The following is a 23,547-nucleotide window of genomic DNA, read 5'->3' on the forward strand; positions in this document are numbered from 1 at the left end:
GCTGAAGCCGGTCCCACTAAAAGCACGCAGGGTGTCCGAAGGACTGGCTTTAGCCGGGAAGAGGCCTGTTTGGGCGCCCTCAATTCTTCGGTGTGACACCTGACGCTTTCCCGGCTGAAGCCGGTCCTACAAAAAGCACGCAGGGTGTCTGTAGGACCGGCTTCAGCCGGGAAGAGGCCTGTTTGATCACCCTCAATTCTTCGGTGTGACACCTGACGCTTTCCCGGCTGAAGCCGGTCCCACTAAAAGCACGCAGGGTGTCCGAAGGACTGGCTTTAGCCGGGAAGAGGCCTGTTTGGGCGCCCTCAATTCTTCGGTGTGACACCTGACGCTTTCCCGGCTGAAGCCGGTCCCACTAAAAGCACGCAGGGTGTCCGTAGGACTGGCTTTAGCCGGGAAGAGGCCTGACGGGGCACCCTCAATTCTGCGGCGTGGCGCCTGACGCTTTCCCGGCTGAAGCCGGTCCCACTAAAAGCACGCGGTGTGTCAGTGCCCCTTCGGGCAATCAGTTAGAACTCTTGCCTGCCCCGCGCACTCCCATGCAACAGAAGGTTACTCACTGACCACGCCAATCCGGGTCCTTGACCCGTTCGGGAGAAAAAATGGAAATCATGACGCCGTCGCTTGAGCTGTTGTTCGAACAATTGGGGCTGGAGTCCGATCAGGCCAGCATCGACGCGTTCGTCGCCGGGCATCATCTGCCGGAAGGTGTGAAAGTGTCCGAAGCCGAGTTCTGGTCGCCGCAACAAGGGGCGCTGCTCAAGGAAAAAATTCAGCTGGATGATGACTGGGCACCCATCGTCGATGAGCTGAACGTCTTGCTGCACACCCCGACCTGACCCGTCGCACGTGCAAAAAAATGGCGGCCTACCAAGGCCGCCATTTTTTTTGCCGGATTCGCCATCATCGCCACCCGTTGCTTCAATGCATTTCGCTCACTGTGGATAAGCAAGTTGACCAAGATTGGTGAACGTCTGCCGGCCATTGAGCGCAGGGGCATGCACGAACAACCCATCGACCAGCGAGTCGCGTCGGGCATTGTTCCAGTGGGCCGAGCGATGGATGTAGCGCCGATACAACAGCGTCTGCTCGGCGTCACTCAACGCACCGCCCTCCCCTTTGGCGTGGCTGATCAGCTTGGCGGCTATGGGCCGCAACTCCGGTGGCAGGCTTGTTTCCGCTGATTCTTTGATGGGCAGGAACGGAACGCCCTCATCGCATGCGAGCGCGTGCATCAGCCGCAGGTAAACAAGGGCAAGGTGGTTGTAGACGCGTCGCTCCAGCTTCACCGTCGCCACCACTGTCTTGACCCCGCGTGAGCTGCTGGCGAACCGTTCGAAACATTCCACGCCCAGCGAGGCGCTGTCATCGGTGGGGTCGAGCAGACGCCCCGCATCAAGCGTGGACAGCTCGGCGTGGGCCTGCAGCCAGGCATCCGTCGTGTCATAAGGCGTGCTGACGCTCACCAGGCTGCGGCGAGGCCGGAACAGCGAGACTTTCTCCATTTCCTGGGGCTGATAGCCGCCACCGATGTCCGAATGGCTGCCGGGCAGTACGATTTCCTGGGGCCAGTCGGGCTTGACACTGTTGAGCACGAAGTTGCGCCGATGCTCATCGCCGGCCACCAGGTGCAGCACTTGCTGCGCGCACCCGGGGGGCAAAAACAGATTGACCCGCTTGTTGACCGCATCCCGAACGCTGCCCAGATCGGAAATCCCGCCCACGGCGGCGACCGTGTCGAACAGGCCGATGACCTTCAACCGCACGCTGCCACTGGCCCATGAAAAGCTGTCCGAAAGCGGCAGCTTGCGGGGGTCGAGCACGGGGTCCAGCGCGCCACGGGATTTTTTCAGCACTTCGTTGGCCAGATGCCGGGCCGACGCCGCTCCCCGACTGAAGCCAAACACGTCCAGCTCCAGCGCCCCGATGACACAACCCGGGTTGTCGCTTTCAAACGTGTGAAGTTCATCGGCAAGCTTTTTGATGCCACGCAACACTTTCGCCACCACGCCAGTGGTGCCGCGACCGAAGCCCTGGCCTGACAAACGGGAATCGCGCCCGCCAGAGGTCGTGCCAACGCCACTGACATACACCGCGCCATACACAAACAGGCCGTCTGCATTAACGATTGCCTTGCGCTGTTGTTTATATAACCCGGCCAGTCGCGCGATATTGGTCGGGCTGTTGCTGTAACTGCTGCCGGCGTCAGTGTGCCGACCGCCACATTCTTTTATATGCACGCCGCCGTAGACTTCCGCCATGGCCTGGCAGTCGGCGCCGATCTGGCTGTTCACCCGGTTATTGCCGGTCCCGTCGAAAAACACACCTAAGCGAACGGTGACCTGCTGCGCGCCGGCGCGGGAATCGGCCGACGCGTGACTGATAGTTTTTTTTGTCATTTGATTCATCCGTGAGTACTGACATGAGTCCCGAACAGGCGATTACATATTCGGACATATACTCACAGGATGATCGCAGTTAACGTTCCGTCAACCGATGGAACTGCACTTCAGACGCGTCCTACTTCAATATCGGACGGTTAAATAATTAAAGGGCCTAAGTCGTACAATTGACGCTCCCCGAAGATCTGCAAGCTTCAAGCGGCAAGCCACAAGACGCGCGATCACTGATAACTGCTCTTCACTTGCAGCTTGCAGCTTGATCCTCAGCTTTTCTCCGGCCTATAACCCAGCCGCAGCCCGCCCCAATGTCGGCCCTTGACGACGATGGGCACGGAAAGATCGTGCATCAGTTCGCCGGTGTCGCGGGTGTAGGTCTGCAACAGCACCGGCTGCTGGTGACTGCCACAGCGAATGCCGGTGCGGTCGTCGAACTTGCGCTTGGTGCGGTTGTTCACCGCGTCGACCGCCGTATCACCCGTCAGCGGCCGGCTGAACACCTGATTGTGGGTCGGCACGTAACCCTGCTGCGTGCAGGCGATGGCGAAAACCAGACCCTCATGACGCGTCAGCAGCGGTTCCTGAATGGCCGGCAGCGTTTGATCGGTGTAGCGGTCGAAGCGCGTCTGGTACTTGGCCGGCGAGGTATTGGGGATGGGCTGGTAAGTGCGGTCGAACAGATCGGTCAGGCTGACCCGGCCCTGATCGATGTCCTGCTCGAACGTCGCGGCGATCTGGCTGGCGCCTTCCCGGGCGAGGTCATAAATGCGCTGGTGGTAGTCATCAAGGCCGACCTGAGCCAGGCGCTCGCTGATGGTTTCCGCCTGCTCTTCCATCTGCAACGCCGACTGCGCCAGGCGCCGGGTCTGGTCATCGCTGATCGCAAGGTCGCTGCGCATTTGCTCCACCGCCACGAACAGGCTGCTCAGTTGCTCCTGATTGGTCTGGGCGCCCCGCGCGATTTCACCCACCTGTTGCTCTACCCCAACCGCCAGCTGAGCGATGTTCGCCAGTTGCTGCCCGGTGGATTCGACCTGGGCGACGCCGCCACTCAGGTCGCCCGATAACTGCCGAATCTGCTCGACCACCTGACGGGTGCGCTGCTGAATATCGACGACCATCTCCCCCACTTCACTGGTCGCCGTCGCCGTGCGCCCGGCCAGCCCGCGCACTTCGTCGGCCACAACGGCAAAGCCACGGCCGTGTTCGCCGGCGCGCGCGGCTTCGATGGCGGCGTTCAGGGCGAGCAGATTGGTCTGGCTGGCGATGGACTGAATCACCGCCGTGACACGCTGGATGTCTTCGCTGCGCTGGCTGAGGGCTTCGATGAGTTCACGGCTGCTGTCGGCCCGTTCGCTGAGTTGGTGCATCAGGCCGATGGATTCATTGAGGACGTCAAGCCCCGCGCCGCTGCTCTCCCGCGCTTGGCTGGCGGCGGACAGCGCTTGCTGGCTAAGCGTGGAAGTGGCGCGCTCGGTGGCGATCATCACGTCGGCGCTGCTGACGATCTGCTCGGCGGCATTAACCTGGGACTGCAGCTTGCCCGCCAGCTGCCTGACGGAAAACGCCACGGCCGCAGCAGACAGCGCGTTGTGACTGGTGCTCCGGGACAGATCGCGGGTCAGACGGGTCATGCCGTCTTCGCCCGCTTCTTCCGGTGCCACCGGCGTTCGGCCGGCGAACAGCGACGGTAACAAAATTGGCAACCATAGGATCAACAGCCCAATGAGCAGGCACACATAAACCGACACACCACCCCAGACCATCGCCGCGAACAGCAGGCACAGGCCAAGGCTTTGCAGGCCGGGCGTCAGCCAGCGCGAACCGGCGGCGATCTGCTTGTCGGGAGCCCCGTGAGCGGGTTGAGAGGGTGTTGCGGCGTGACGACCTTTCGCATCCATGTCCGGGACCTGCCCTGCTTTCATTATTGTGAAAGCATTAAACGCCCAAATAGCGGCCATGCGCCATGAGTCATTGGTGGTAGTCGGTCGGAATGTGCGGCGAAGGAAGGGGTTACGCAGTCAGCGCGTAAGGGATAAGCAATGGAACGGCTCGACCACCCGTTGCGGGCGGTCGAACCAGAGGGATCACGCCTGACGCTGGTGGCGGTCGATCTGCTCGTGACGTTCCTGAGCTTCGATGCAGTACTTGGTGGTCGGGCTGATCAGCAGGCGCTTGAGGCCAATGGGCTCGCCGCTGTCTTCGCACCAGCCAAAACTGTCGTCAGCGATACGGCTCAAGGCCATTTCCAGCTGTGGCAGCATGCGCTGATCGCGGTCAATCACGTTCACCAGCCAGTGGCGCTCTTCTTCCACGGAAGCGGCGTCGGCCGGGTCAGCCGGGGTGTCCAGGCTTTCGATCGCGATACGGCTCTGCTCGATGCGCTCGTGGATTTCGACTTTCATGGCTTGCAACAGGTCGACGAAGAACGCGTGCTGCTCGGCGTTCATGTAGTCATCGGCCGGCATCGCCAGCAACTTTTCCTTGGTCATTGATTTCTCTATAAAAAAACGTGCATTAAGGCGATCTCAAAGGTGCGCCTCAACCTGGCATTAAACGCGCCGTAGTCTCGAAGCGCCGCTTGGCACTCAATTTACGAGGGGCGGCAGTCTAAGGCCGGGTTCGGTACTCGGCAACATAATTGATCAGGATTCGTCCAACAAGGGTTTGAATACCCGGTGGCATTGGGTCGCGCCGGGGTTTGATCGCACCCTTCACCCGGCCCGGGCGTCCTCGAAACGAGGCAGATGGTGTCTGACCGACCGTGACCTGATCGGTTCAAACCGATGAAAAACGAAAAGGGCCTGACAACAGGCCCTCTTCGATAACACCTGAACGACTCAGCGCTTGAGTTTGCGCTTGTTGCGATACTGATCGATGACCACAGCGATGACGATGATCAGGCCCTTGATGATGTCCTGCACGTAGGCATCGACGCCGACGAAGGTAAAGCCGCTGGCCATGACCCCGAGAATCAGCGCGCCGATGACCGTGCCGGTGATCCGCCCCACGCCACCGGCGAGGCTGGTGCCGCCGATTACCGCCGCCGCGATGGCGTCCAGCTCGTAGGAAACGCCCATCCCGGCCTGCCCCGTGGCCGCCCGCGCCGAGGCGACGACGCCTGCCAGCCCGGCCAGCAGACCGGCGATGCTGTAGACGATCACCAGATGACGCTTGACGTTGATCCCCGAGGTGCGCGCCGCTTGCATGTTGCCGCCGATGGCGTAGGTGTATTTGCCGTATTTGGTGTAACGCAGGGCGATGTGAAAGATCACCGCGACCACCAGAAAGATGATCACCGGCATGGCGCCCTGGCCGATCGCAGTGTAGGAATCATTGAGCATGCTCACCGGCTGACCGCCGGTGTAATAGCGAGCCAGGCCCCGCGCCGACACCATCATGCCCAGCGTCGCGATGAACGGCGGGATGCCGGTGATGGCGATGATGCTGCCGTTGATCGCCCCGGCGAGCAGACCCACCCCAAGCCCGGCGATGACCGGCGCCCACACCGGCAGGTCGGTCAGCGACGGAAACACCGCCCGGGTGTAATCCGACGATTGCGCCAGGCTGGCGGCAATCATTGCCGACAGCGCCAGCACCGAGCCTGACGACAAGTCGATGCCGGTGGTGATGATGACCTGAGTCACCCCAATGGCCAGCAGGCCAATGATCGACACCTGCAGAATCATCAGCACCAGCCGCTGGGAATTCATCAGAAAGCTCTGATCGCGGACGATCCAGCCAAACAGCTCGAATATCAGGCCGATGCCGATCAGCACCAGAAAAATGCTCAGTTCAGTGGGCAGCCGGCGTTTGTGCTTGCGAGGCGCCAGCGCGGGTTTGTTTTCCAGCATCGCGTTCATCTTCATGTGTGCCTCTTGTTCTTGTTCGACCCGACCGGGGCATTGCCACTGGGGCGTGGCGCAGTGCTTGAATCGGCGCTTCTGTCGCCAGCGATCGTGTGAATGGGGATCAGTGAACAGGGTTTCCGGACGCCAGGTGCATGACCCGTTCCTGGGTGGCGTCGGCGCGGTCGAGGGTGCCCATCATTTCGCCTTCATGCATGACCATGACCCGGTCACTCATGCCCAGCACTTCCGGCAGTTCGGAAGAAATCATGATCACCGCCATGCCTTCGCTGGCGAGCAGGGAAATCAGCCGGTAAATCTCGGCCTTGGCGCCGACGTCGATGCCACGGGTCGGCTCATCGAGAATCAGCACCCGCGGGTTGGTCATCAGCCAGCGCGCCAGCAGGGCTTTCTGCTGATTGCCGCCGGACAGCGTGTCGATGCACTGCTCAAGGGACGGCGTCTTCACCCGCAGTTTTTTGCACATGTCTTCGCACAGCACGCGCAGGGCTTTCTGATGGACGAAACCGTTGCCGACGTAATGGGGCAGCACGGCCATTTCCATGTTTTCACCCACCGACAGGCACGGAAACAGGCCGCTGAGCTTGCGGTCTTCGGTGAGCAGCGCGAAGCCCTTTTCGATGGCGAAGTGCGGGTCGCTGACCCGGATCGCAGTGCCGTCGAGGAGGATTTCCCCGCCCGTGCTCGGGGTGATGCCGAAGATCGTTTCAGCGACGTTGGTGCGTCCCGAGCCCATCAGCCCGGCGATGCCGAGTACTTCGCCCGCGTGCAGGTCGAACGACACGCCCTCGAACACGCCGTCCAGCGCCAGGTCGCGCACCGACAGCAGCAGCTTGCCGACGGGCTGGTCGCGTTCGGGAAACAGCTGGGTCAGTTCACGGCCGACCATCATGGAAATCAGGCTGTCGCCGTTCATGCTGTCGGCCCGCTGCAGGCCGATATAGGCGCCGTCGCGGAACACCGCCACTTCATCGGCGATGGCGAACACTTCATTCATCTTGTGGGTGATGTAGATGATGCCCTTACCCTGGGCGCGCAGGTCGGCAATGATCGAAAACAGGTGGGCCACCTCCGTCTCAGTGATGGCGGAGGTCGGCTCGTCCATGATCAAGACGTCGGAGTCGTAGGAAACGGCCTTGGCGATCTCGACCATCTGCCGTTCGGCGATGCTCAGGTTGCCGACCATTTCTTCCGGATCGAGGTTGATGCGCAGGCGTTCGAGCAATTCCGCCGTGCAGCGGTGCATCGCGCGATGGTCGACCATGTGCAGGCCGTTAAGCTGCTCACGGCCGATCCAAATGTTCTCGGCGATGCTCATGTGCGGCATCAGGTTGAGTTCCTGATGGATCATGGCGATGCCCGATTGCAGCGCCGCCAGCGGCGACTGGAACACCACCGGTTTGCCGCGCAGGCGGATTTCGCCGGTGTCGGGCTGGTAGATACCGGCGATGATTTTCATCAGCGTGGACTTGCCCGCGCCGTTCTCGCCCATCAGCGCCAGCACACTGCCGGGCCGCACGCGCAGTTGCACGTTATCCAGCGCCACCACCCCGGGGAAGCCCTTGCTGATGTTGGTGATTTCCAGCAGATAAGGGTGCTCGGCGTCGCTCGCCCTCCCGGAAGCGGGTGGATTGTTTGAAGCCGAAGCGGTTGCGGAAGCGAACATGGTCACAGGCTCCTCGGGTGACAGGGGCGGCAGAGGCACGGCGGCGCTCTGCCGGGTGTCAGTCGGTGTGAGGTAAGCGGTTATTTGAAGGTGTTGACGTTGTCCGGGGTGATCAGCTTGAAGGGAATCACGATGGCCTGTTCGGGCAGCGTTTCCTTCTTCGCCAGCTTCACGGCCGCGTCAATCGCGCCCTCGCCCTGCCCTTTGGCGTCCTGAAACACCGAGACCGAGAGGTCGCCTTTCTTGACCGCGCTCAGGCCGTCCGGCGTGCCGTCGACACCGGCCACAAACACCTCACCTTTTTTGCCGGCCTGCTTCAGGGCCATGGCCGCACCGATGGCCATTTCGTCGTTGTTGGAGATGACCGCCTTGAAGTCGCGGCCCTGGGTCAGCCAGTCATTGGTGACGTCCATGCCTTTCTGCCGCTGCCAGGCGCCGGTCTGCTCCTGGGTGACCTTGATGTCAGGGTAGTTTTTCAGCACTTCCTTGACCCCCGCCGTGCGGTCGCGCGTCGAGTTGTTGGCCAGTTCACCGAGCAAGATGACGACGTTGCCCTTGCCGTTCATTTTCTTGGCCAGGTATTCCATCTGCATGCGCCCGGCTTCCTTGTCGTCGGAGGTCACGGAGGCAACGCCTGCGGGCAACTTCGGATCGTCCGGACGGCGGTTGACGTAGACCAGCGGAATGCCGGCATCCGTGGCAGCCTTGGTGATCTTCACGGTGGCTTCGGTGTCGACGGGGTTGACGATCAGTGCGTCGACCTTCTTGCCAATCAGCTCCTGCACCTGATCGAGCTGTTTGTTCACGTCATTGCGACCATCCACGAACTGCAGATCGACGCCGCCCATGGCTTTGACTTTCTTGTCCATGTCCTCGCGCATGTAGGTCAGGTACGTATCGTCGAACTGAGACATGGACACGCCAATCTTCAGGTCGGCCGCCAGGGTGACGCCGCTGCTCAGCATCAGGGCCAGGGCGAGTGAGGTGAAACGGAGTGAGGTATTCATGAACGGTCTTTCTCCAGATTCTTGTTGTTGTAATAGCGGGATAACGACTGCTGGAGGTGCTGGCGTTTAGCGCGGAGCAGAAGACGCCGCGTCTGAAAGGTGCGCGACCGAACCGCCCGATGCCCCGCACACCACAACGCCGCGACTTTCGACGCAGAGCACGTGGGCGATGGTTTCGAGGGCGGATTCGAACGCAGGGGCAGCGTTGATGAATGTGCGGGAAACAGCTCGGGGAATGGCGGGAAGCGCGAGTAAGAAGGGGCGGCAAGCCTTGGCGGCTGATCTGAAGATGTTCATCGGCGGTACCTGTCTGCGATTGGCTTTCTTGTTTTTGTGTCGCTCGTTCGGCCTGCTGTCGGGAGACCCGGCACCAGGCGCTGACGGCGATCGTCGGCAACCTGGAAATGACTCTATTGGAAAATAATTTCTACTTCAACAGCTTTTAGAATTAATTTCTATTTTCGTTTTGGTGCGCCCCATCTGGGCTGTTGGTGGGTGTAGCGCAGTGCCTCACAGGGCATCTGCGTGTGCTTTTCACAGCACCACCACCCTGCCCTCCATCGCGCTGATTCTTGCGGCATCCAGCACCCTGGCCGAGGCCACCGCATCGTTTGCATCCACAGGACTGCGCCCCTGATTCATCACCGCCTCCTGCCATTGCCGGTAAAACTCGGTCCAGCAGCCACGCTCCGACGGGACCCGCTCGCGGTGCTCGCCCTGCTCAAACCAGCCCCAGCGTCGGTGTTCTTCCACGCCCCAGCGTTCGCCTTCGGACTTGGGTGACAACCCGGCCAGTGCAGCAGCCTCCTGACCGTCGAGGCCCTCGACGGTATAGCAGCCCTGTGAACCGTTGACCCGAAATCGCGGGCCCTGGGCGTTTTGCAGGCAGTTGCCCCAGAGGTGCGAAACCACGCCGTTGGCATGGGTCAGTGACATGAAGAAGCCGTGATCAACTTTCTGCCCAGGGGTCGCGAACTCAAGCTCGGCGTACACCCGCTTCACCGGCCCGAACAGCAGCAGCGTCTGATCCACCAGATGGCTGCCGAGATCCCGCAGAATGCCGCCGCCGCTTTCCTTGCCAACCGACGTGGGCGAATAGCGCTCGACCCGGGACTCGAAGCGGCTGATGTCGCCGAGAACGCCTTGATCAATCAGTTTGCGCACGGTGAGAAAATCCGAGTCCCAGCGACGGTTCTGGTACACGCCCAACAGCACCCCTCGGCGTTCGGCGGCGTCCACCAGTTCCTGAGCGGCCTGGGCATCCGGCGCAAAGGGCTTGTCGCTGACGACCGGGACGCCGAGTTCGATGGCTTCGAGAATCAATGCCCGCCGGGAGGCCAGCGGCGTCGAAATCACCACCGCATCGACCCCGGCGGCGACCAGATCGGCGAGGCTGTCGAAGGCCGGGACTTTGGGGTAGTCGTTCCGCAGGTCCTGCCGGCGTTCCGGCGAGCGGGTGACCACGCCGGCAAAGGTCACGCCGGGCAGGCTGGCGATCAGCGGTGCGTGAAAATAGCGCCCGCCCTTTCCGTAGCCGATGAGTCCGATTTTCATGGGTGAATGTCCTGTCCCTGCAGAAGCGTGTTCAATACTGACGGGCCTTGGCCAACGCCGCTTTTTGCCGCTCGTACGCCTCGGCGGTGGTACCGGTGGTCGACACCTGCGCCACGCCCACGCGCCACCACGACAGGTAGCCGTGGATCATGGTTTTCGGCAGTACCTTGATGTCGATCAGCGTCGAAACGGTCTGCCTGCGCGCATCGGCCAGTGCCGCTTCCAGCTCTTGAGCGTTGCTGACTTTGTAGGTCTTGCAGCCATACGCCGCGGCACTCATCGCAAAATCCACCGGCACGAAATCACCATCCAGCTGACCGGTCTCGGGATTGCGGTAGCGGAACTCGGTGCCGAAACTGCCCATGCCGTTGCCCATCTGCAAATTGTTGATGCAACCGAAGGCCATGTTGTCGAGCAGTATCACGTTGATCTTGCGCCGCTCCTGAATCGAGGTGGCCAGTTCCGAGTGCAGCATCATGTAGGAACCGTCGCCCACCAGGGCGTACACCTCACGCTGGGGCGCTGCCATTTTCACGCCCAACGCGGCGTTGATCTCATAGCCCATGCACGAATAGCCGTACTCGACGTGATAACTGTCGACACTGGTGCTGCGCCACGCCCGCTGCAAATCGCCGGGCAGACTGCCGGCCGCCGCGACGATCACCGCGTCCGCAGGCAATTGCTGGTTGAGCACGCCCAGCACGCGGCTCTGGGTCAGGCACGAACCGGTCATCTCGATGAAGTCGCGCAGCACCTGGGGGTCAAGGTGGCCGCTGACTTCCGGCTCGAAGTCTTCGGTCTGGTATTCCACGGCGTACAGCCGATCCACTTCCGCCTCCAGAGCAGCCCTTGCCTCGCGCGGCTGATCGCCCCACTGCGCGCGGTAGTCGCCCAGCTGATCCGCCAGGGAACGAAGCGCCAGGCGCGCATCGGCCAGCACCTGCACGCCATCGAGCTTTTGCACATCGAAGGCGCCGACGTTGAGGTTGAGGAACTGCACGTCAGGGTTCTGGAACAGGGATTTCGAGCCGGTGGTGAAGTCGCTGTAACGGGTCCCGACGCCGATGATCAGGTCCGCTTCCCGCGCCAGGGTATTGGCCGCCAGCGTGCCGGTCTCGCCGATGCCGCCCATGTTCAACGGATGGGCGGAAACGATGGCGCTCTTGCCGGCCTGGGTTTCGCTGAACGGAATGCCGAAGCGCTCGGCGAACGCCTGCAGCTCGGCGGCCGCGCCGGAATAACGCACGCCGCCGCCACAGATCAGCAGCGGTTTGCGTTTGCCCTTGAGCAGCGCCACGGCGTCATTGAGCATCGCTTCGGTGGGCGGACGGCGGTCGATGCGGTGCACGCGTTTTTGCAGGAAGGAATCGGGGTAGTCGTAGGCCTCGGCTTGTACGTCCTGGGGCAGCGCCAGGGTGACGGCGCCGGTTTCGGCAGGGTCGGTGAGCACGCGCATGGCGTTGAGGGCGGCGCTCATCAGCTGTTCGGGGCGGTTGATGCGGTCCCAGTATTTGCTCACGGCCTTGAAGGCGTCGTTGGTGCTGATGCTGAGGTCGTGGAACTGTTCGATCTGTTGCAGCACCGGATCGGGCTGGCGACTGGCGTAGACATCGCCGGGCAGCAACAGCAGCGGTATGCGGTTGGCCGATGCGGTGGCTGCGGCGGTGATCATGTTGGCGGCGCCGGGGCCGACCGATGAGGTACAGGCGTAGATCTTGCGGCGCAGGTGTTGCTTGGCAAACCCCATGGCAGCGTGGCACATGCCTTGTTCGTTGCGGCCTTGATGGACGATCAGGTCGCCGCGGTCCTGCTCCAGGGCCTGGCCCAGACCGAGCACGTTGCCGTGGCCGAAAATGGTGAACATCCCGGCGACGAACTTGCTCTGCACGCCGTCGACTTCGACGTACTGGTTATCGAGAAACTTCACCAGGGCCTGGGCCATGGTCAATCGAGTCGTGGTCATGCTTGCACCTTGTTGTTATTGGCGGTGATGGATGCCCGGGGAATGGTTAGCGGACTTGGCTGACTGGGCTGAATATTCAGACTCAGCGATGATCCCTGTGGGAGTGAGGTTGCTCACGAAGGGGCCGGTCCGTCTGGCACATCCCCAGTGGCCATACCGCCGCCTTCGCGAGCAAGCTCGCTCCCACATTGACCGCGTACGACAGACGGTCAGCGCAAATTCCCTACTTCGCCGTCGGCATGCTGAATTCCGCGCCCTTGGCGATGCTGTCCGGCCAGCGCTGCATGACGCTTTTGTAGCGGCTGTAAAAGCGCAGGCCTTCTTCGCCGTAGGCATGATGATCGCCGAACAGCGAGCGCTTCCAGCCGCCGAAGGAATGCCAGGCCATCGGCACCGGGATCGGAACGTTGATGCCCACCATGCCGACCTTGATGTTGCGGGCAAAGGCCCGGGCGATGCCGCCGTCGCTGGTGAAGCACGACACGCCGTTGCCGAATTCGTGGGCGTTGATCAGCTCCACCGCCGAGGCAAAATCAGGCACGTGGACGATGCCCAGCACCGGCCCGAAGATTTCTTCCTTATAGATCGTCATTTCCGGCGTCACGTCATCGAACAGCGTGGCGCCGACGAAGAACCCCTGTTCTGCGCCCGGCACGCTGAAGTTGCGCCCGTCGACGATCAGCTTCGCGCCTTCCTGCACGCCCTGGGCAATGTAGCCCTCGACCTTGGCCTTGTGCACCGCCGTGACCAGCGGGCCCATGTCCGAATCGGCGTTCATGCCGTTGCCGACCTTGAGCGCATCGATGCGCGGCAGCAGTTTGTCGATGAGTTTCTGCCCCACGTCTCCTACCACCACAGCAATGGAGATCGCCATGCAGCGCTCGCCCGCCGAACCGTAGGCCGCGCCGATCAGCGCGTCAGCCGCCTGATCCAGATCGGCATCGGGCATGACGATCATGTGGTTTTTCGCACCGCCAAGGGCCTGCACCCGCTTGCCGTGGGCCGTGCCCTGCTGATGAATGTATTCGGCGATGGGCGTGGAGCCGACAAACGAAATCGCCTCGATGCCCTTGTGCTGCAACAGCGCGTCCACGGCCACCTTGTCGCCCTGCACCACGTTGAACACGCCATCGGGCAGGCCCGCCTGTTTCAACAGCTGCGCCATCAGCAGGCTCGCCGACGGGTCGCGTTCGGACGGTTTGAGGATGAAGCAGTTGCCGGTAACCAGCGCCATGGGAATCATCCACAGCGGCACCATCACCGGGAAGTTGAACGGCGTGACGCCGGCGCAAACCCCCAGTGGCTGACGCAGGTTCCAGTTGTCGATGCCGCCACCGATGTTGTCGCTGTAGTCGCTTTTCAGCAGGCTCGGCGCGCCACAGGCAAACTCGACGATCTCGATGCCCCGCACCACTTCGCCCTTGGCATCGGAAAACACCTTGCCGTGCTCGCGGCAGATGATGGCCGCCAGCTCGTCGTGGTGCTGGTCAAGCAGTTCCTTGAACTTGAACATGACCCGCGCACGCCGCAGGGACGACTGATCCGCCCACGCGGGAAACGCCGCCTGGGCAGCGGCAACGGCTTCATCGACGGTCTTCAGTTCCGCCAGCGCCACCCGGGCCTGCACGGCGCCGGTGGCCGGATTGAACACATCGCTGAAACGCTCGGCGCTGTCGTGAATCTGGCCGTTGATGTAGTGGCCGATGATCGGGGCGTTGCTCATGACGGGCTCCTTCAAAAAAATTGGGTTACAGATCCAGCAGCCAACTGTGCTGCGGATCGTTGTGGAATTGCCATGCGCGCTTTGGCCCGGCCATCACGTTCAAATAATAGGATTCGTAGCCGTACGGCACGCTGACCGGGTGGTAACCCTTGGGCACCGTGACCAGATCGTTGTTCTCCACGGCCATGGCCTGATCGATGCTGCGATCATCGGTGTACACGCGCTGGAACACATAGCCCTGGGGCGGGTTGACCTGATGGTAATAGGTTTCTTCGAGGAAGCTCTGGTGCGGTAAATCATCCGTATCGTGCTTGTGCGGCGGGTAGCTCGACGAGTGGCCCGAGGGCGTGCGCACCTCTACCACCAGCAGCGAATGCGCCGGTTCGGAATCGGGAAGGATGTCGCAGACGTAACGGGTGTTGGCCGCCCGGCCGCGCACGCTGCGTTTCATCGTGTCGGGGGCGATCACGCGCGCCGGCAGGTCTTTGGACGCATCGCCCGGCGCAGCGCACACGGCAATCTGCACCGCGCTCAACGCCGTGACGTCGGCTTGACTGCCCGGCGGCAGGTACACCGCGAAGGGCGATTTGTCTTCGAACACCGATTGCCGATCACCGAGGTTTTCCCAGTTGAAACCGCCCTGCCCCGGCGCCTCACCGCTGACGCTGATGCGGCCGCTGAGCAGCACCAGGCAGATTTCCTTTTCGCCCGCACTCACCGGCAGACGTTCGCCGACGCTCAATCGGTGGGCGGAGAAGCCGACGTACGTCAGCACGCCGTCGGCCAGCGCGACAACGTCGCGCCCTTCGGCCTTGCTCTTGACCAAGAGATTCATGTTCACAGGCTCCTCTGTTCAGGCGGTTGTTGAGGTGCGTTCTGTTGTTGAACCGCGCTGTTCAACTGCGCGGCGGCCAGCAAATGGCGCAGGGTCTCGTAGCCCTTCTTCGCGTAGGCATAGCTCGGCGCAACGGCCGGGTCCTGTTCCGCCTCGACCACCAGCCAGCCTTGATAATCCGCTTGCATCAGCACGTCCAGGAGCGCGGCGAAATCGATGTCGCCATCGCCGGGTACGGTGAAGGTGCCGTTGACGATGCAGTCCGGAAAGCTCCACAAATTGTTGCGCGCCAGCTGCACCACCGGCTTGCGCACGTCCTTGAAATGCACATGGCAGACGCGCTCGATGTGTGTGCTCAGCACTTGAAGCGGTTCGCCGCCCCCCATGTAGCAGTGACCGGAATCGAACAGCAGGCCGACCTCGTCGCCAGTCAGTGCCATCAGCGTGTCGATGTCCTCCGGCGATTCCACGTACGCGCCCATGTGGTGGTGATAGGCCAGACGCACGCCTTGGGACAAGGTGAACCGGGCCAGCTCGGTGAGCTTGTCGGCGTAGGCCTGCCAGGCACTGGCGCTGTGGAAGCGCGGTCGTTCGACCAGTCGGATGCGCTGGCCCTGAATCGAATCGGCCACTTCGCCGTAGACCAGTACCGTGGCGCCGTTGTGCTTGAGCAGTTCGACATGGCTGGCGATGGCGTCGATTTCCTCGGCCGCCGAACGGCTGGCGAGCCGACCGGAATACCAGCCCGACACCAGCGCCAGGTCATAGGGGCGCAACACATCGGCCACGCCCTGTGCGTCCTTGGGGAATTTGCCGTTGAGCTCGAAGCCTTCGTAGCCGATTTCCTTGCCCTCGCTGAGCGCGGTGCTCAGGGGCGTTTCGCCACCGAGGGCCGGGAGGTCGTCGTTGCTCCAGGAAATCGGGTTGATGCCAATTCGGATTGCAGAAGCGGGCATGGCTGCACCTTTATTGTTGTTATCACGTTCAACTGAACACACAGTCCGCGGGTTCGGACTTCAGGCCCGGGCGTCGCGCCAGGACTCGATCAGGAAACCGAAGTTGCTCTGCACCCGAGTGATCAGGTCCGCGTCATCGATTTCGCCTTCCAGCCAGGCTCGGCTGGGCTCATGAAAGATCGTGCGGCCCACGGCAAACCCCCGGCAGGTGGTGCTTTTCGCCGCCTGACGAAAGCCGGCCGCGAGGGTTTCGGCGGGCGCGTTCAGCCCCAGCAACACCACGCCCCGGCAGTACGGATCGCGCTCGTGAATCAGCGCATCGAGCTGTTCCCAGACCTCGGCGGACTGCGATTCGATTTTCCACCAGGCCGGGTAAATGCCGAGGTTGTAGAGGCGCTTGAGGGAACGGTAGATGACATCCGGATGGGTCGAAGGATGATCCTTCGGCGGAATCACTTCCAGCAGCAGTTCATGACCGCTGGCCAGCGCTGCCTGATACAGCCCCAACAACTGCGCTTCCTGTTCCAGGCGCAGCATCGGTTCGTCGTCCGGGTGGTATTGCACCAGGCACTTGATGATCTGTTCCTGAGGCCAGGCCAGTAGAGTGCTGCCCACCGAGCGCCCGTGCTCGAACGCCAGTGGGCGCGAGCCTTGCACTTCCACCGGACGTGCCACCCACCAGCCGCGCCCGCTGGCCGCATTCAGTGAATCCTGACCAAAGCGCTGGTCCGCCAGCACGCCGACATCGGCGGCGATGCCGCGCTTCTCCAAATCGGCCTCAACCCGGGCCACCGCTTGCACGAAAAGCTGCTTGAGCTGGCCGATACACGCCGGATCGCGCCCGGCCTTTTGCGCCAGTTCGACCAGTTGCCCGCGATGATCGAAGGCGAAGATGAACAGCGGCTGCCATTCGCGACGGGGCACGCTGACCCGGTGCAGACGTTGCAACACCGCGTCCTGATCGGGTCGAGTGATCGGCACCGGGCTGTTGAACAGGTATTCCAGCTCGACCAGCGTCGGCATGGCTGGCGCGCAGGCGTGCCGCGACACCACCAGACCGCCGCAGGCATTGGCCAACTGGCAGCAGCGCTCGTCGCTCTCGTCGTTGAGCCACCCCTTCAGGAAACCGGACATGAACGCATCGCCTGCGCCGAGGACATTCAGCACTTCCACCCGTACGCCGGGGTAAATCGCGCCGTCTTCCAGCTTCGCCGGAATCGCCCCGTGAATCACCGTGCAGCCCTGGGGCCCGAGCTTCACCACCAGCGTCGCGGCACTGAGCTCGCGAACACGGCGCAGGGCGCTGAGCAAATCGGTCGAGCCGCCAGCGATGAGGAATTCTTCTTCGGTGCCAACGATCAGATCGAAGCGCGGCAGGATGCGTTGCACGTGCTGGCTGACAGTGTCGTTGGCGACGAAGCGGGTTTCGCCGTCAGCCTTGCCGGCCAAACCCCATAGCACCGGGCGGTAATCGATGTCGAGGACGCGTTTGACGTTGTGTTTTTCGGCGTAGTCCAGCGCCTGACTGCTGGCGCGGAAAACCTGATCGGTGGAGAAATGCGTGCCGGTGATCAACAGCGCCTTGCTGGAGGCGATCTGCGCTTCATAGATGTCTTCAGGCTGCAGCGCCATGTCGGCGCAGTTCTCGCGGTAGAACACCAGCGGGAAGGTTTCGCGGTCCTTGATCCCGAGCAGGACCATGGCGGTCAGGCGTTCGGCGTCGACCTTGATGCCGCTGACGTCGCAGCCCTCCCGCACCAGGGATTCCACGAGGAAACGGCCCATGTGGTCGTCGCCGACGCGGGTCAGCATGGCTGATTTCACGCCCAGCCGTGCGGTGCCGAAAGCGATGTTGGCGGAGGAGCCGCCGAGGTATTTGGCGAAACTGCTGACGTCCTCCAGGCGCGCGCCTATCTGCTGCGCATAGAGATCGACGCCCAGGCGCCCGAGACAAATCACGTCCAGCTGACGCCCGGTGGCAAAACGAGTCTGGCCCATGCCGGCCCCTCTTCTTTTATTGTTATGGGTTTGATTGCTGATGCCCTTGCCCACAAGCGAGGTGCTTGCAAGCGAGTTCGTGGATGCAGACTAGAACGGCGCCCGGGCTTGATCAATGATTTTTTCTAAATTATTTTCATGTGGAATATTTATTCCACTTTGCATTGCAGGTCGCAGCCTGCAAAACTGGCCGCCTGTCCTCCCGGACAATCCGCCACGCCACCCCCTGCCAAAGGATTCGCACGTATGTCCAGCCTCGATCAGCCAGGCTCGCCCGAAACCGGAGCCGACGGCGCAACGACCGTCACCGCTGCGCCGGAGACTGCCGATGCCCTGCTCAAGCTGATCACGGCCGAATACGAGAGCCTGCCGCGCCAGCTCAAGCGCATTGCCAGTTACATGAGCCAGCAGAGCGACCGGATCATGGTCGACCGCATCAGCGACATCGCCCGGGAATGCGAGGTGCATCCGTCGGCCATCGTGCGGTTTTCCCAGCGCTTCGGCTTCAGCGGATTCAGCGAAATGCAGGCGCTGTTCCGCGAGGCCTACACCCACAAAGCCACGCCGGTGCAGAATTACCAGCAACGCATTCGCAGCATGATCGCCAACAAATCCCAGAAGGCCAGCGCGGGCGACCTGGCCCGGGAATGCGTCAACGCTACGCTGTCGGGACTGGAGCGGCTGGCGCTGGAACTGGACGACGAGGCCTTCGAGAAAGCCGTGGACCTGGTGGTCAACGCCGACAACATCTACGTGGTCGGGGTGCGACGCTCCTTCGCCGTCGCCGACTATCTGGTCTACAACCTGCAGCACACCAACAAGCGCATCCACCTTATTTCCGGCCTCGGCGGCAGCTACCGCGAGCAGATGCGCAGCGTGCGCGCCAACGATCTGGTGATCGCCATCAGCTTCACGCCCTACGGCAAGGAAACCCAGCACTGCCTGCGCATCGCCCAGCATCATCAGGCCAAGACGTTGATCATTACTGACAGCAACCTTTCTCCCCTGGCCAAGCGCGCCAATGCCGTGTTGCTGGTCAACGAAGGCAGCTCATTCGCCTTCCGCTCGCTCAGCGCAACCTTGTGTTTGTGTCAGGCGCTGTTCATTGCCGTGGCCTATCGCCTGGAGCTGAAGGTGGACGAAATCGCCGAACAGGCCGGTTTCGATGACTGACAACCGACAACCTTGTACAAACCCGACGAGCTGTACAAGTTCGGCATAGCTTTTTAACATCACCTGCGCAATGATCGGCTGCACTGCAAATGGAACACGCATCTGAGCCGCTTCGCGCTCGCAAGGTCATGGATCAGGACCACACCTCATTCATTTGCCTGAGCCGCCATCATGTTTTTCGACTCGTCCAAGAATAAAATAATCCAGGACCTGCAACTGACCGTCGCCCATCAGGCCAGTCTGTTGGAGGCGATCAATCGCTCGATGGCCAGCATCGAATTCGATCTGAACGGTGTGGTGCTCAAGGCAAACGACAACTTCTTCAAGACCATGCGCTACCGGCCCGAGCAGGTCATCGGTAAAGAGCACCGCATGTTCTGCACCCCCGAACACGCGCGCAGCCCCGAGTACGCCCAGCTGTGGTCGCGCTTGCGTAATGGAGAGTTCGTGTCTTCGACGTTCCAGCGCGTGGCGGGCGATGGCAGCACCGTATGGCTGGAGGCCAATTACAACCCGGTCAGGGACTCGGACGGCAAGGTCACCCGGGTGGTCAAATACGCGATGGACGTCACCGCCAAACTTCAAGCCGAGAGCGAAGCCCACAATAAGCTGCAGGCCATCGACCGCGCCATGGCAGTCATCGAGTTCGATCTGGACGGCACGATCATCGCTGCCAACGACAACCTGTTGCGCTTGCTGGGCTACAGCCGGCAAGAGCTGCTGGGTAAAAGCCACAAATTGCTCTGCCCCCCTGAGTTCACCAAAAGCACCGAGTATCAGGACTTTTGGCGTCGGTTGAACAAGGGCGAGTTTTTCAGCGATCAGTTCAAGCGCGTCGGCAAGCACGGCCAGACGCTCTGGCTGGAAGCGTCCTATAACCCGGTGTACGATGCCGCTGGCAAGCTGTGGAAGGTGGTCAAGTTTGCGTCGGACGTGACCGCGCGTATCGAAAAGCACGAGCAGGATTCCCAAAGCGCTGCCCAGGCGTATCACATTTCGGTGCAGACGCAGAAGTACGCCGAGCAGGGCACCCTGGTGATTCAGCAGGCGGCCAGTGAGATGCGTCAGATTTCGCAGAACATTGATGATTCGTCGCGGATCATTGGTCAGTTGGGTGAGCGCTCGGAGCAGATTACAGCGATCGTGAATACGATTCGCAGTATTGCGGATCAGACGAATTTGCTGGCGTTGAATGCGGCGATCGAGGCGGCCCGGGCCGGTGATCAGGGCCGTGGCTTTGCGGTGGTGGCCGATGAGGTTCGGCAGTTGGCGGGGCGCACGAGCCGGTCGACGCAGGAGATTTCGGAGATGATTCAGGTGATTCAGGCCGAGACGCGTCAGGCGATTGTGAGTATGGACAATACGCGGAGTACGGCGGTGAAGGGTGTGGATCTGGCGGATCAGGCGGGGGATGCGATTGTGCAGATCAGTTCGGGGACGAATGATGCGGTGGATGCCGTGAGGATGTTCGCTGGGCGGGATTGACCCTTAAGGTCAAGATCAAGATCAAGATCAAGATCAAGATCAAGATCAAGATCAAGGGCGTCTGCCTGGGGGCAGACTGTTTCGCCTTCGGCGAGTTACTTGGAAAAGCACCCCAAGTAACCAAAGGTGCTTGCTCCTGGTTGGGCCCTTCCTTCGTCAGGGTACCCTTACTCCGACGACGCTCCGTGGGCCCGCGCCGAACGGACATCCATGTCCTAGCGGCGCTCTCGCCGCATCCATGCGGCTCGGCCCACTGCGCGTAGTCTGCGTTCAGCCTGCACCCAAGTCGCGATTGGCGGTGTTTGAACCTTCTCTGTATGAGATCAAAAGCAAAAGCTTCCCGGCTGAAGCCGGTCCTACAGTCAGAGCCGATGCCACTGACTGCACGCGCTGCTTTTTGTGGGACCGGCTTTAGCCGGGAAGAGGCCAGTTCAGGCGCTGGCGATTTCAGGATCTTCGCTGATCGTGCCCACGCTCCGCGTGGGGATGCATACCGTGACGCTCCGCGTCACCCGACACCGGTTCCACTGAGTGAACGCGGTGTTTTTGTAGGACTGGCTTTAGCCGGGAAGGGGCCAGTCCGGGCAACACATTTTTTGGACTGAATTGAGCGGCTGATTTATTTACGACGCCTCACTCCAAATTCATCAGTCCCCGAGCTCCCGCGTCACCCTTCCCACTCACAACTGCCCTTCATTCCTGAGCCGCATGGCTTTCGCCCGTTTTTCCAAAACAACGTAAACCACCAGCGCAATCACCAGCGGGATGAGGAAGTAGATCACCCGATAGCCAATCAGCGCAGCCAGCAGTTGGCCTTTGCTGAATTGGTGTTGCATGAGGGTGATGAAGACGGTTTCGAGCACGCCGAGGCCGGCAGGGATGTGGGCGATGACGCCGGCGATGCTGCTGATGAGCAGGATCCCGAGCACCGCCGGGTAGAAGGCTTTTTCCGGCAGCAGCACGTAGATCAGCAGCGCCATCAATCCCCAGTTCAATGCGCCCAGCAAGGCCTGGCGCATGGCCTGATTAAGCGATGGCAGCACAAACTGTTGCTTGCGGATGGTCCAGGTGCGTTTCTTGGAGAAGCGGCAGGCCAGGAAGTACGCCAGGCAGACGGCCAGCAGGACGAAGCCGATCAGTTGCAGCGTGGTGTCGCCGATCTTCCAGCCTTCGGGCAGGTCAACGAAATCACCCGCGAACACAAACCCGGCCAGCAGCATGTAGCCCAGCCAGTTGGTGATCAGGCTCAGGCTGAGGATGCGGGTGATGGTCGGCACGTCCAGGCCCAGCCGCGAATACAGCCGATAGCGAAGCGCGATGCCGCCGACCCATGAACTCAGGTTCAGGTTGAAGGCGTAGCACACGAAGGTCACCGGGATGATCTGTTTCACCGCCAATTTGTGTTCGGTGTAGCGCCGGGCCAGGACGTCGAAGCAGCAATACGTCAGATAACTGCCCGCAGCGATGACGAAGCCCAGCGCCAGGGTGCTGAGCTTGTAGGACTCCAGCGCGTGCATCACCTCGTTCCAGTCGAGGTTTTTCATCAGTGTGAACAACAACACAGGCACGGCGATGAAGAAGAACAGCGTGAAGGCGCGCTTGGCCCACGTCAGCCACGGACGATTCTTGCCCGTGTCGGCCGGTTTCTGCTCGTGAGTGGACGCTTGGGAGACGCCGGTCATAGGGATTTCTCCTGATCGGCCGGTACTTCATTTTTAAGCGCAGCGGCTTCCGGCAGGGTTTCCGGCGCGCGCAGGGGTTTCAGGCGTGGGCCGTGCACCGGGAACAGACCGGCAATCGCCGGGAAGTGCCGCAGGAAGTGGAAGCTCAGAAAAATCATCGGCGCACGCCACCACTGCCCTTTCGCCAGGCCCTTGAGGTTGACTTGTTTGCTGTGGGCCACGGCCAGGTCGCGCAGGTGTTCGTGCAAGCGCTGGTTCAAGGCGTGGTCGCGGATGAACAGATTCGCTTCCAGATTTAGCGCAAGGCTCAACGGGTCGAGGTTGCTGGAGCCGACGGTTGACCACTCGTGGTCGATCAAGGCGACCTTGCCGTGCAACGCCCGTTGTTTGTATTCGTGGATGACCACGCCTTCGCGCAGCAGCCAGGTGTAGGTCAGGCGCGAGCACACGCGCACGAAGGGCATGTCCGGTTGGCCCTGAAGAATCAGCGTGACTTTTACCCCGCGTCGGGCGGCGTTGCGCAGTTCACGCAAGAACCGGTAGCTGGGGAAGAAGTAGGCGTTGGCGATGGTGATGCGCTGAGTTGCGTTGCGCATCGCCAGCAAGTATTGCTCTTCGATGTCGGTGGTGTGATGGCGGTTGTCGCGTTCGGCAAGGAGCATGCGAGCGCTGCCAGCCTGACGCGTCACCGGCTTGAGCGGCGTAAAGGTTTTGCGCACGGCCGGGCCGAGCATGCTCAGCGTCGAGCGATAGATGTCGGCAACAATCGGCCCGCGCACCAGTACGGCGTAGTCCTGCTTGGCGGTGATGCCGGTGTCGGCCATGTGGTCGACGCTGTAGTTGATCCCGCCCATGAACGACGTCTCGCCGTCGATCACCACCACTTTGCGGTGCAGGCGCCGAAACAGGTTGGTGCGCATGCCCATCAGTTTCGGGCGCGGGTCGAACAGCTGAATCTGCACGCCGGCTTCGATCATCTTGCTGACGAAGGCCGTGCTCAGGTCGCTGGTGCCGTAGTCGTCCACCGTGATGACCACGCGCACGCCACGGCTGGCGGCAGCAATCACCGCCTGCTGCAAGCCCTCGCCCACCCGGTCTTCGAAAATGATGAACGTCTCGATCAGCACCTCTTCGCGCGCCGCACGAATGGCGTCGAAGACTCGGGCGAAAAAGTCTTCGCCATTGATCAACAACTCTACTGAGTTGCCGTCGCGCCAAAGGCCGCACATGGCGCCCA

At 61.6% G+C, this 23,547-nt stretch carries 16 protein-coding genes and 2 pseudogenes; 4 read left to right on the forward strand and 14 right to left on the reverse strand.

Going from position 1 to position 23,547, the window contains the following annotated elements:
• The first annotated feature begins 602 nt into the window (after positions 1-602).
• Positions 603-839, forward strand: a complete 237-nt coding sequence (locus tag QMX88_RS20075) for a DUF2789 family protein (RefSeq protein ID WP_192174044.1) — start codon at positions 603-605, stop codon at positions 837-839.
• 96 nt (positions 840-935) lie between these two features.
• On the opposite strand, the gene QMX88_RS20080 is transcribed toward QMX88_RS20075, so the two are convergent.
• The 12 genes from QMX88_RS20080 to QMX88_RS20135 form a co-directional block, all read right to left on the reverse strand.
• Entirely contained in the window at positions 936-2,399 is a 1,464-nt protein-coding gene (locus tag QMX88_RS20080; protein ID WP_282371971.1) for a T6SS phospholipase effector Tle1-like catalytic domain-containing protein, read from the reverse strand.
• A 266-nt stretch (positions 2,400-2,665) separates the two neighbouring features.
• Complete coding sequence (locus QMX88_RS20085; RefSeq protein ID WP_442969479.1) at positions 2,666-4,360, reverse strand: methyl-accepting chemotaxis protein; 1,695 nt, start codon at positions 4,358-4,360, stop codon at positions 2,666-2,668.
• Between the two features lie 126 nt (positions 4,361-4,486).
• Entirely contained in the window at positions 4,487-4,891 is a 405-nt protein-coding gene (locus QMX88_RS20090; RefSeq protein ID WP_122537744.1) for a TraR/DksA family transcriptional regulator, read from the reverse strand.
• Between the two features lie 348 nt (positions 4,892-5,239).
• Positions 5,240-6,262: an ABC transporter permease gene (locus tag QMX88_RS20095; protein ID WP_192174120.1), complete on the reverse strand. Its 1,023-nt coding sequence runs from the start codon at positions 6,260-6,262 to the stop codon at positions 5,240-5,242.
• Positions 6,263-6,371: 109 nt separating this feature from the next.
• The gene (locus QMX88_RS20100) at positions 6,372-7,934 is read right to left on the reverse strand and encodes a sugar ABC transporter ATP-binding protein (protein ID WP_282371973.1); all 1,563 of its coding nucleotides are present in this window, start codon (positions 7,932-7,934) and stop codon (positions 6,372-6,374) included.
• 80 nt (positions 7,935-8,014) lie between these two features.
• Positions 8,015-8,941 (reverse strand): sugar ABC transporter substrate-binding protein, encoded by a 927-nt coding sequence (locus QMX88_RS20105; protein WP_282371974.1) that lies wholly within the window; start codon positions 8,939-8,941, stop codon positions 8,015-8,017.
• Between the two features lie 534 nt (positions 8,942-9,475).
• Positions 9,476-10,495, reverse strand: a complete 1,020-nt coding sequence (locus QMX88_RS20110; RefSeq protein ID WP_282371975.1) for a Gfo/Idh/MocA family protein — start codon at positions 10,493-10,495, stop codon at positions 9,476-9,478.
• A 31-nt stretch (positions 10,496-10,526) separates the two neighbouring features.
• Positions 10,527-12,458, reverse strand: a complete 1,932-nt coding sequence (iolD, locus tag QMX88_RS20115) for a 3D-(3,5/4)-trihydroxycyclohexane-1,2-dione acylhydrolase (decyclizing) (RefSeq protein WP_282371976.1) — start codon at positions 12,456-12,458, stop codon at positions 10,527-10,529.
• A gap of 223 nt (positions 12,459-12,681) precedes the next feature.
• Positions 12,682-14,181: a CoA-acylating methylmalonate-semialdehyde dehydrogenase gene (locus tag QMX88_RS20120; protein WP_074891127.1), complete on the reverse strand. Its 1,500-nt coding sequence runs from the start codon at positions 14,179-14,181 to the stop codon at positions 12,682-12,684.
• Between the two features lie 25 nt (positions 14,182-14,206).
• On the reverse strand, positions 14,207-15,016 hold the full coding sequence (iolB, locus tag QMX88_RS20125; protein WP_282371977.1) for a 5-deoxy-glucuronate isomerase: 810 nt from the start codon (positions 15,014-15,016) through the stop codon (positions 14,207-14,209).
• A 2-nt stretch (positions 15,017-15,018) separates the two neighbouring features.
• Positions 15,019-15,972, reverse strand: coding sequence for a myo-inosose-2 dehydratase (iolE, locus tag QMX88_RS20130; RefSeq protein WP_282371978.1), 954 nt, complete (start codon positions 15,970-15,972; stop codon positions 15,019-15,021).
• 60 nt (positions 15,973-16,032) lie between these two features.
• On the reverse strand, positions 16,033-17,970 hold the full coding sequence (locus QMX88_RS20135) for a bifunctional 5-dehydro-2-deoxygluconokinase/5-dehydro-2-deoxyphosphogluconate aldolase (RefSeq protein WP_282371979.1): 1,938 nt from the start codon (positions 17,968-17,970) through the stop codon (positions 16,033-16,035).
• A gap of 246 nt (positions 17,971-18,216) precedes the next feature.
• On the opposite strand from QMX88_RS20135, the gene QMX88_RS20140 reads away from it, so the two are divergent.
• The 3 genes and pseudogenes from QMX88_RS20140 to QMX88_RS29800 form a co-directional block, all read left to right on the forward strand.
• Positions 18,217-19,143: a MurR/RpiR family transcriptional regulator gene (locus tag QMX88_RS20140; RefSeq protein WP_282371980.1), complete on the forward strand. Its 927-nt coding sequence runs from the start codon at positions 18,217-18,219 to the stop codon at positions 19,141-19,143.
• A gap of 264 nt (positions 19,144-19,407) precedes the next feature.
• A pseudogene (locus tag QMX88_RS29795) lies at positions 19,408-20,091 on the forward strand (PAS domain-containing protein); the annotation flags it as partial.
• A 105-nt stretch (positions 20,092-20,196) separates the two neighbouring features.
• A pseudogene (locus QMX88_RS29800) lies at positions 20,197-20,628 on the forward strand (methyl-accepting chemotaxis protein); the annotation flags it as partial.
• Between the two features lie 680 nt (positions 20,629-21,308).
• Here QMX88_RS29800 and QMX88_RS20150 read toward each other — a convergent pair.
• Both QMX88_RS20150 and clsB read right to left on the reverse strand, forming a co-directional pair.
• Complete coding sequence (locus QMX88_RS20150; protein ID WP_282371982.1) at positions 21,309-22,310, reverse strand: lysylphosphatidylglycerol synthase domain-containing protein; 1,002 nt, start codon at positions 22,308-22,310, stop codon at positions 21,309-21,311.
• Positions 22,307-23,539: a cardiolipin synthase ClsB gene (gene clsB / locus QMX88_RS20155; protein WP_282371983.1), complete on the reverse strand. Its 1,233-nt coding sequence runs from the start codon at positions 23,537-23,539 to the stop codon at positions 22,307-22,309. The genes QMX88_RS20150 and clsB overlap by 4 nt, the downstream gene beginning before the upstream one ends.
• Positions 23,540-23,547: the final 8 nt, after the last annotated feature.

Origin of the sequence: Pseudomonas sp. PS02290 (assembly GCF_029960075.1) — a bacterium.
Taxonomy (GTDB): Bacteria; Pseudomonadota; Gammaproteobacteria; order Pseudomonadales; family Pseudomonadaceae; genus Aquipseudomonas.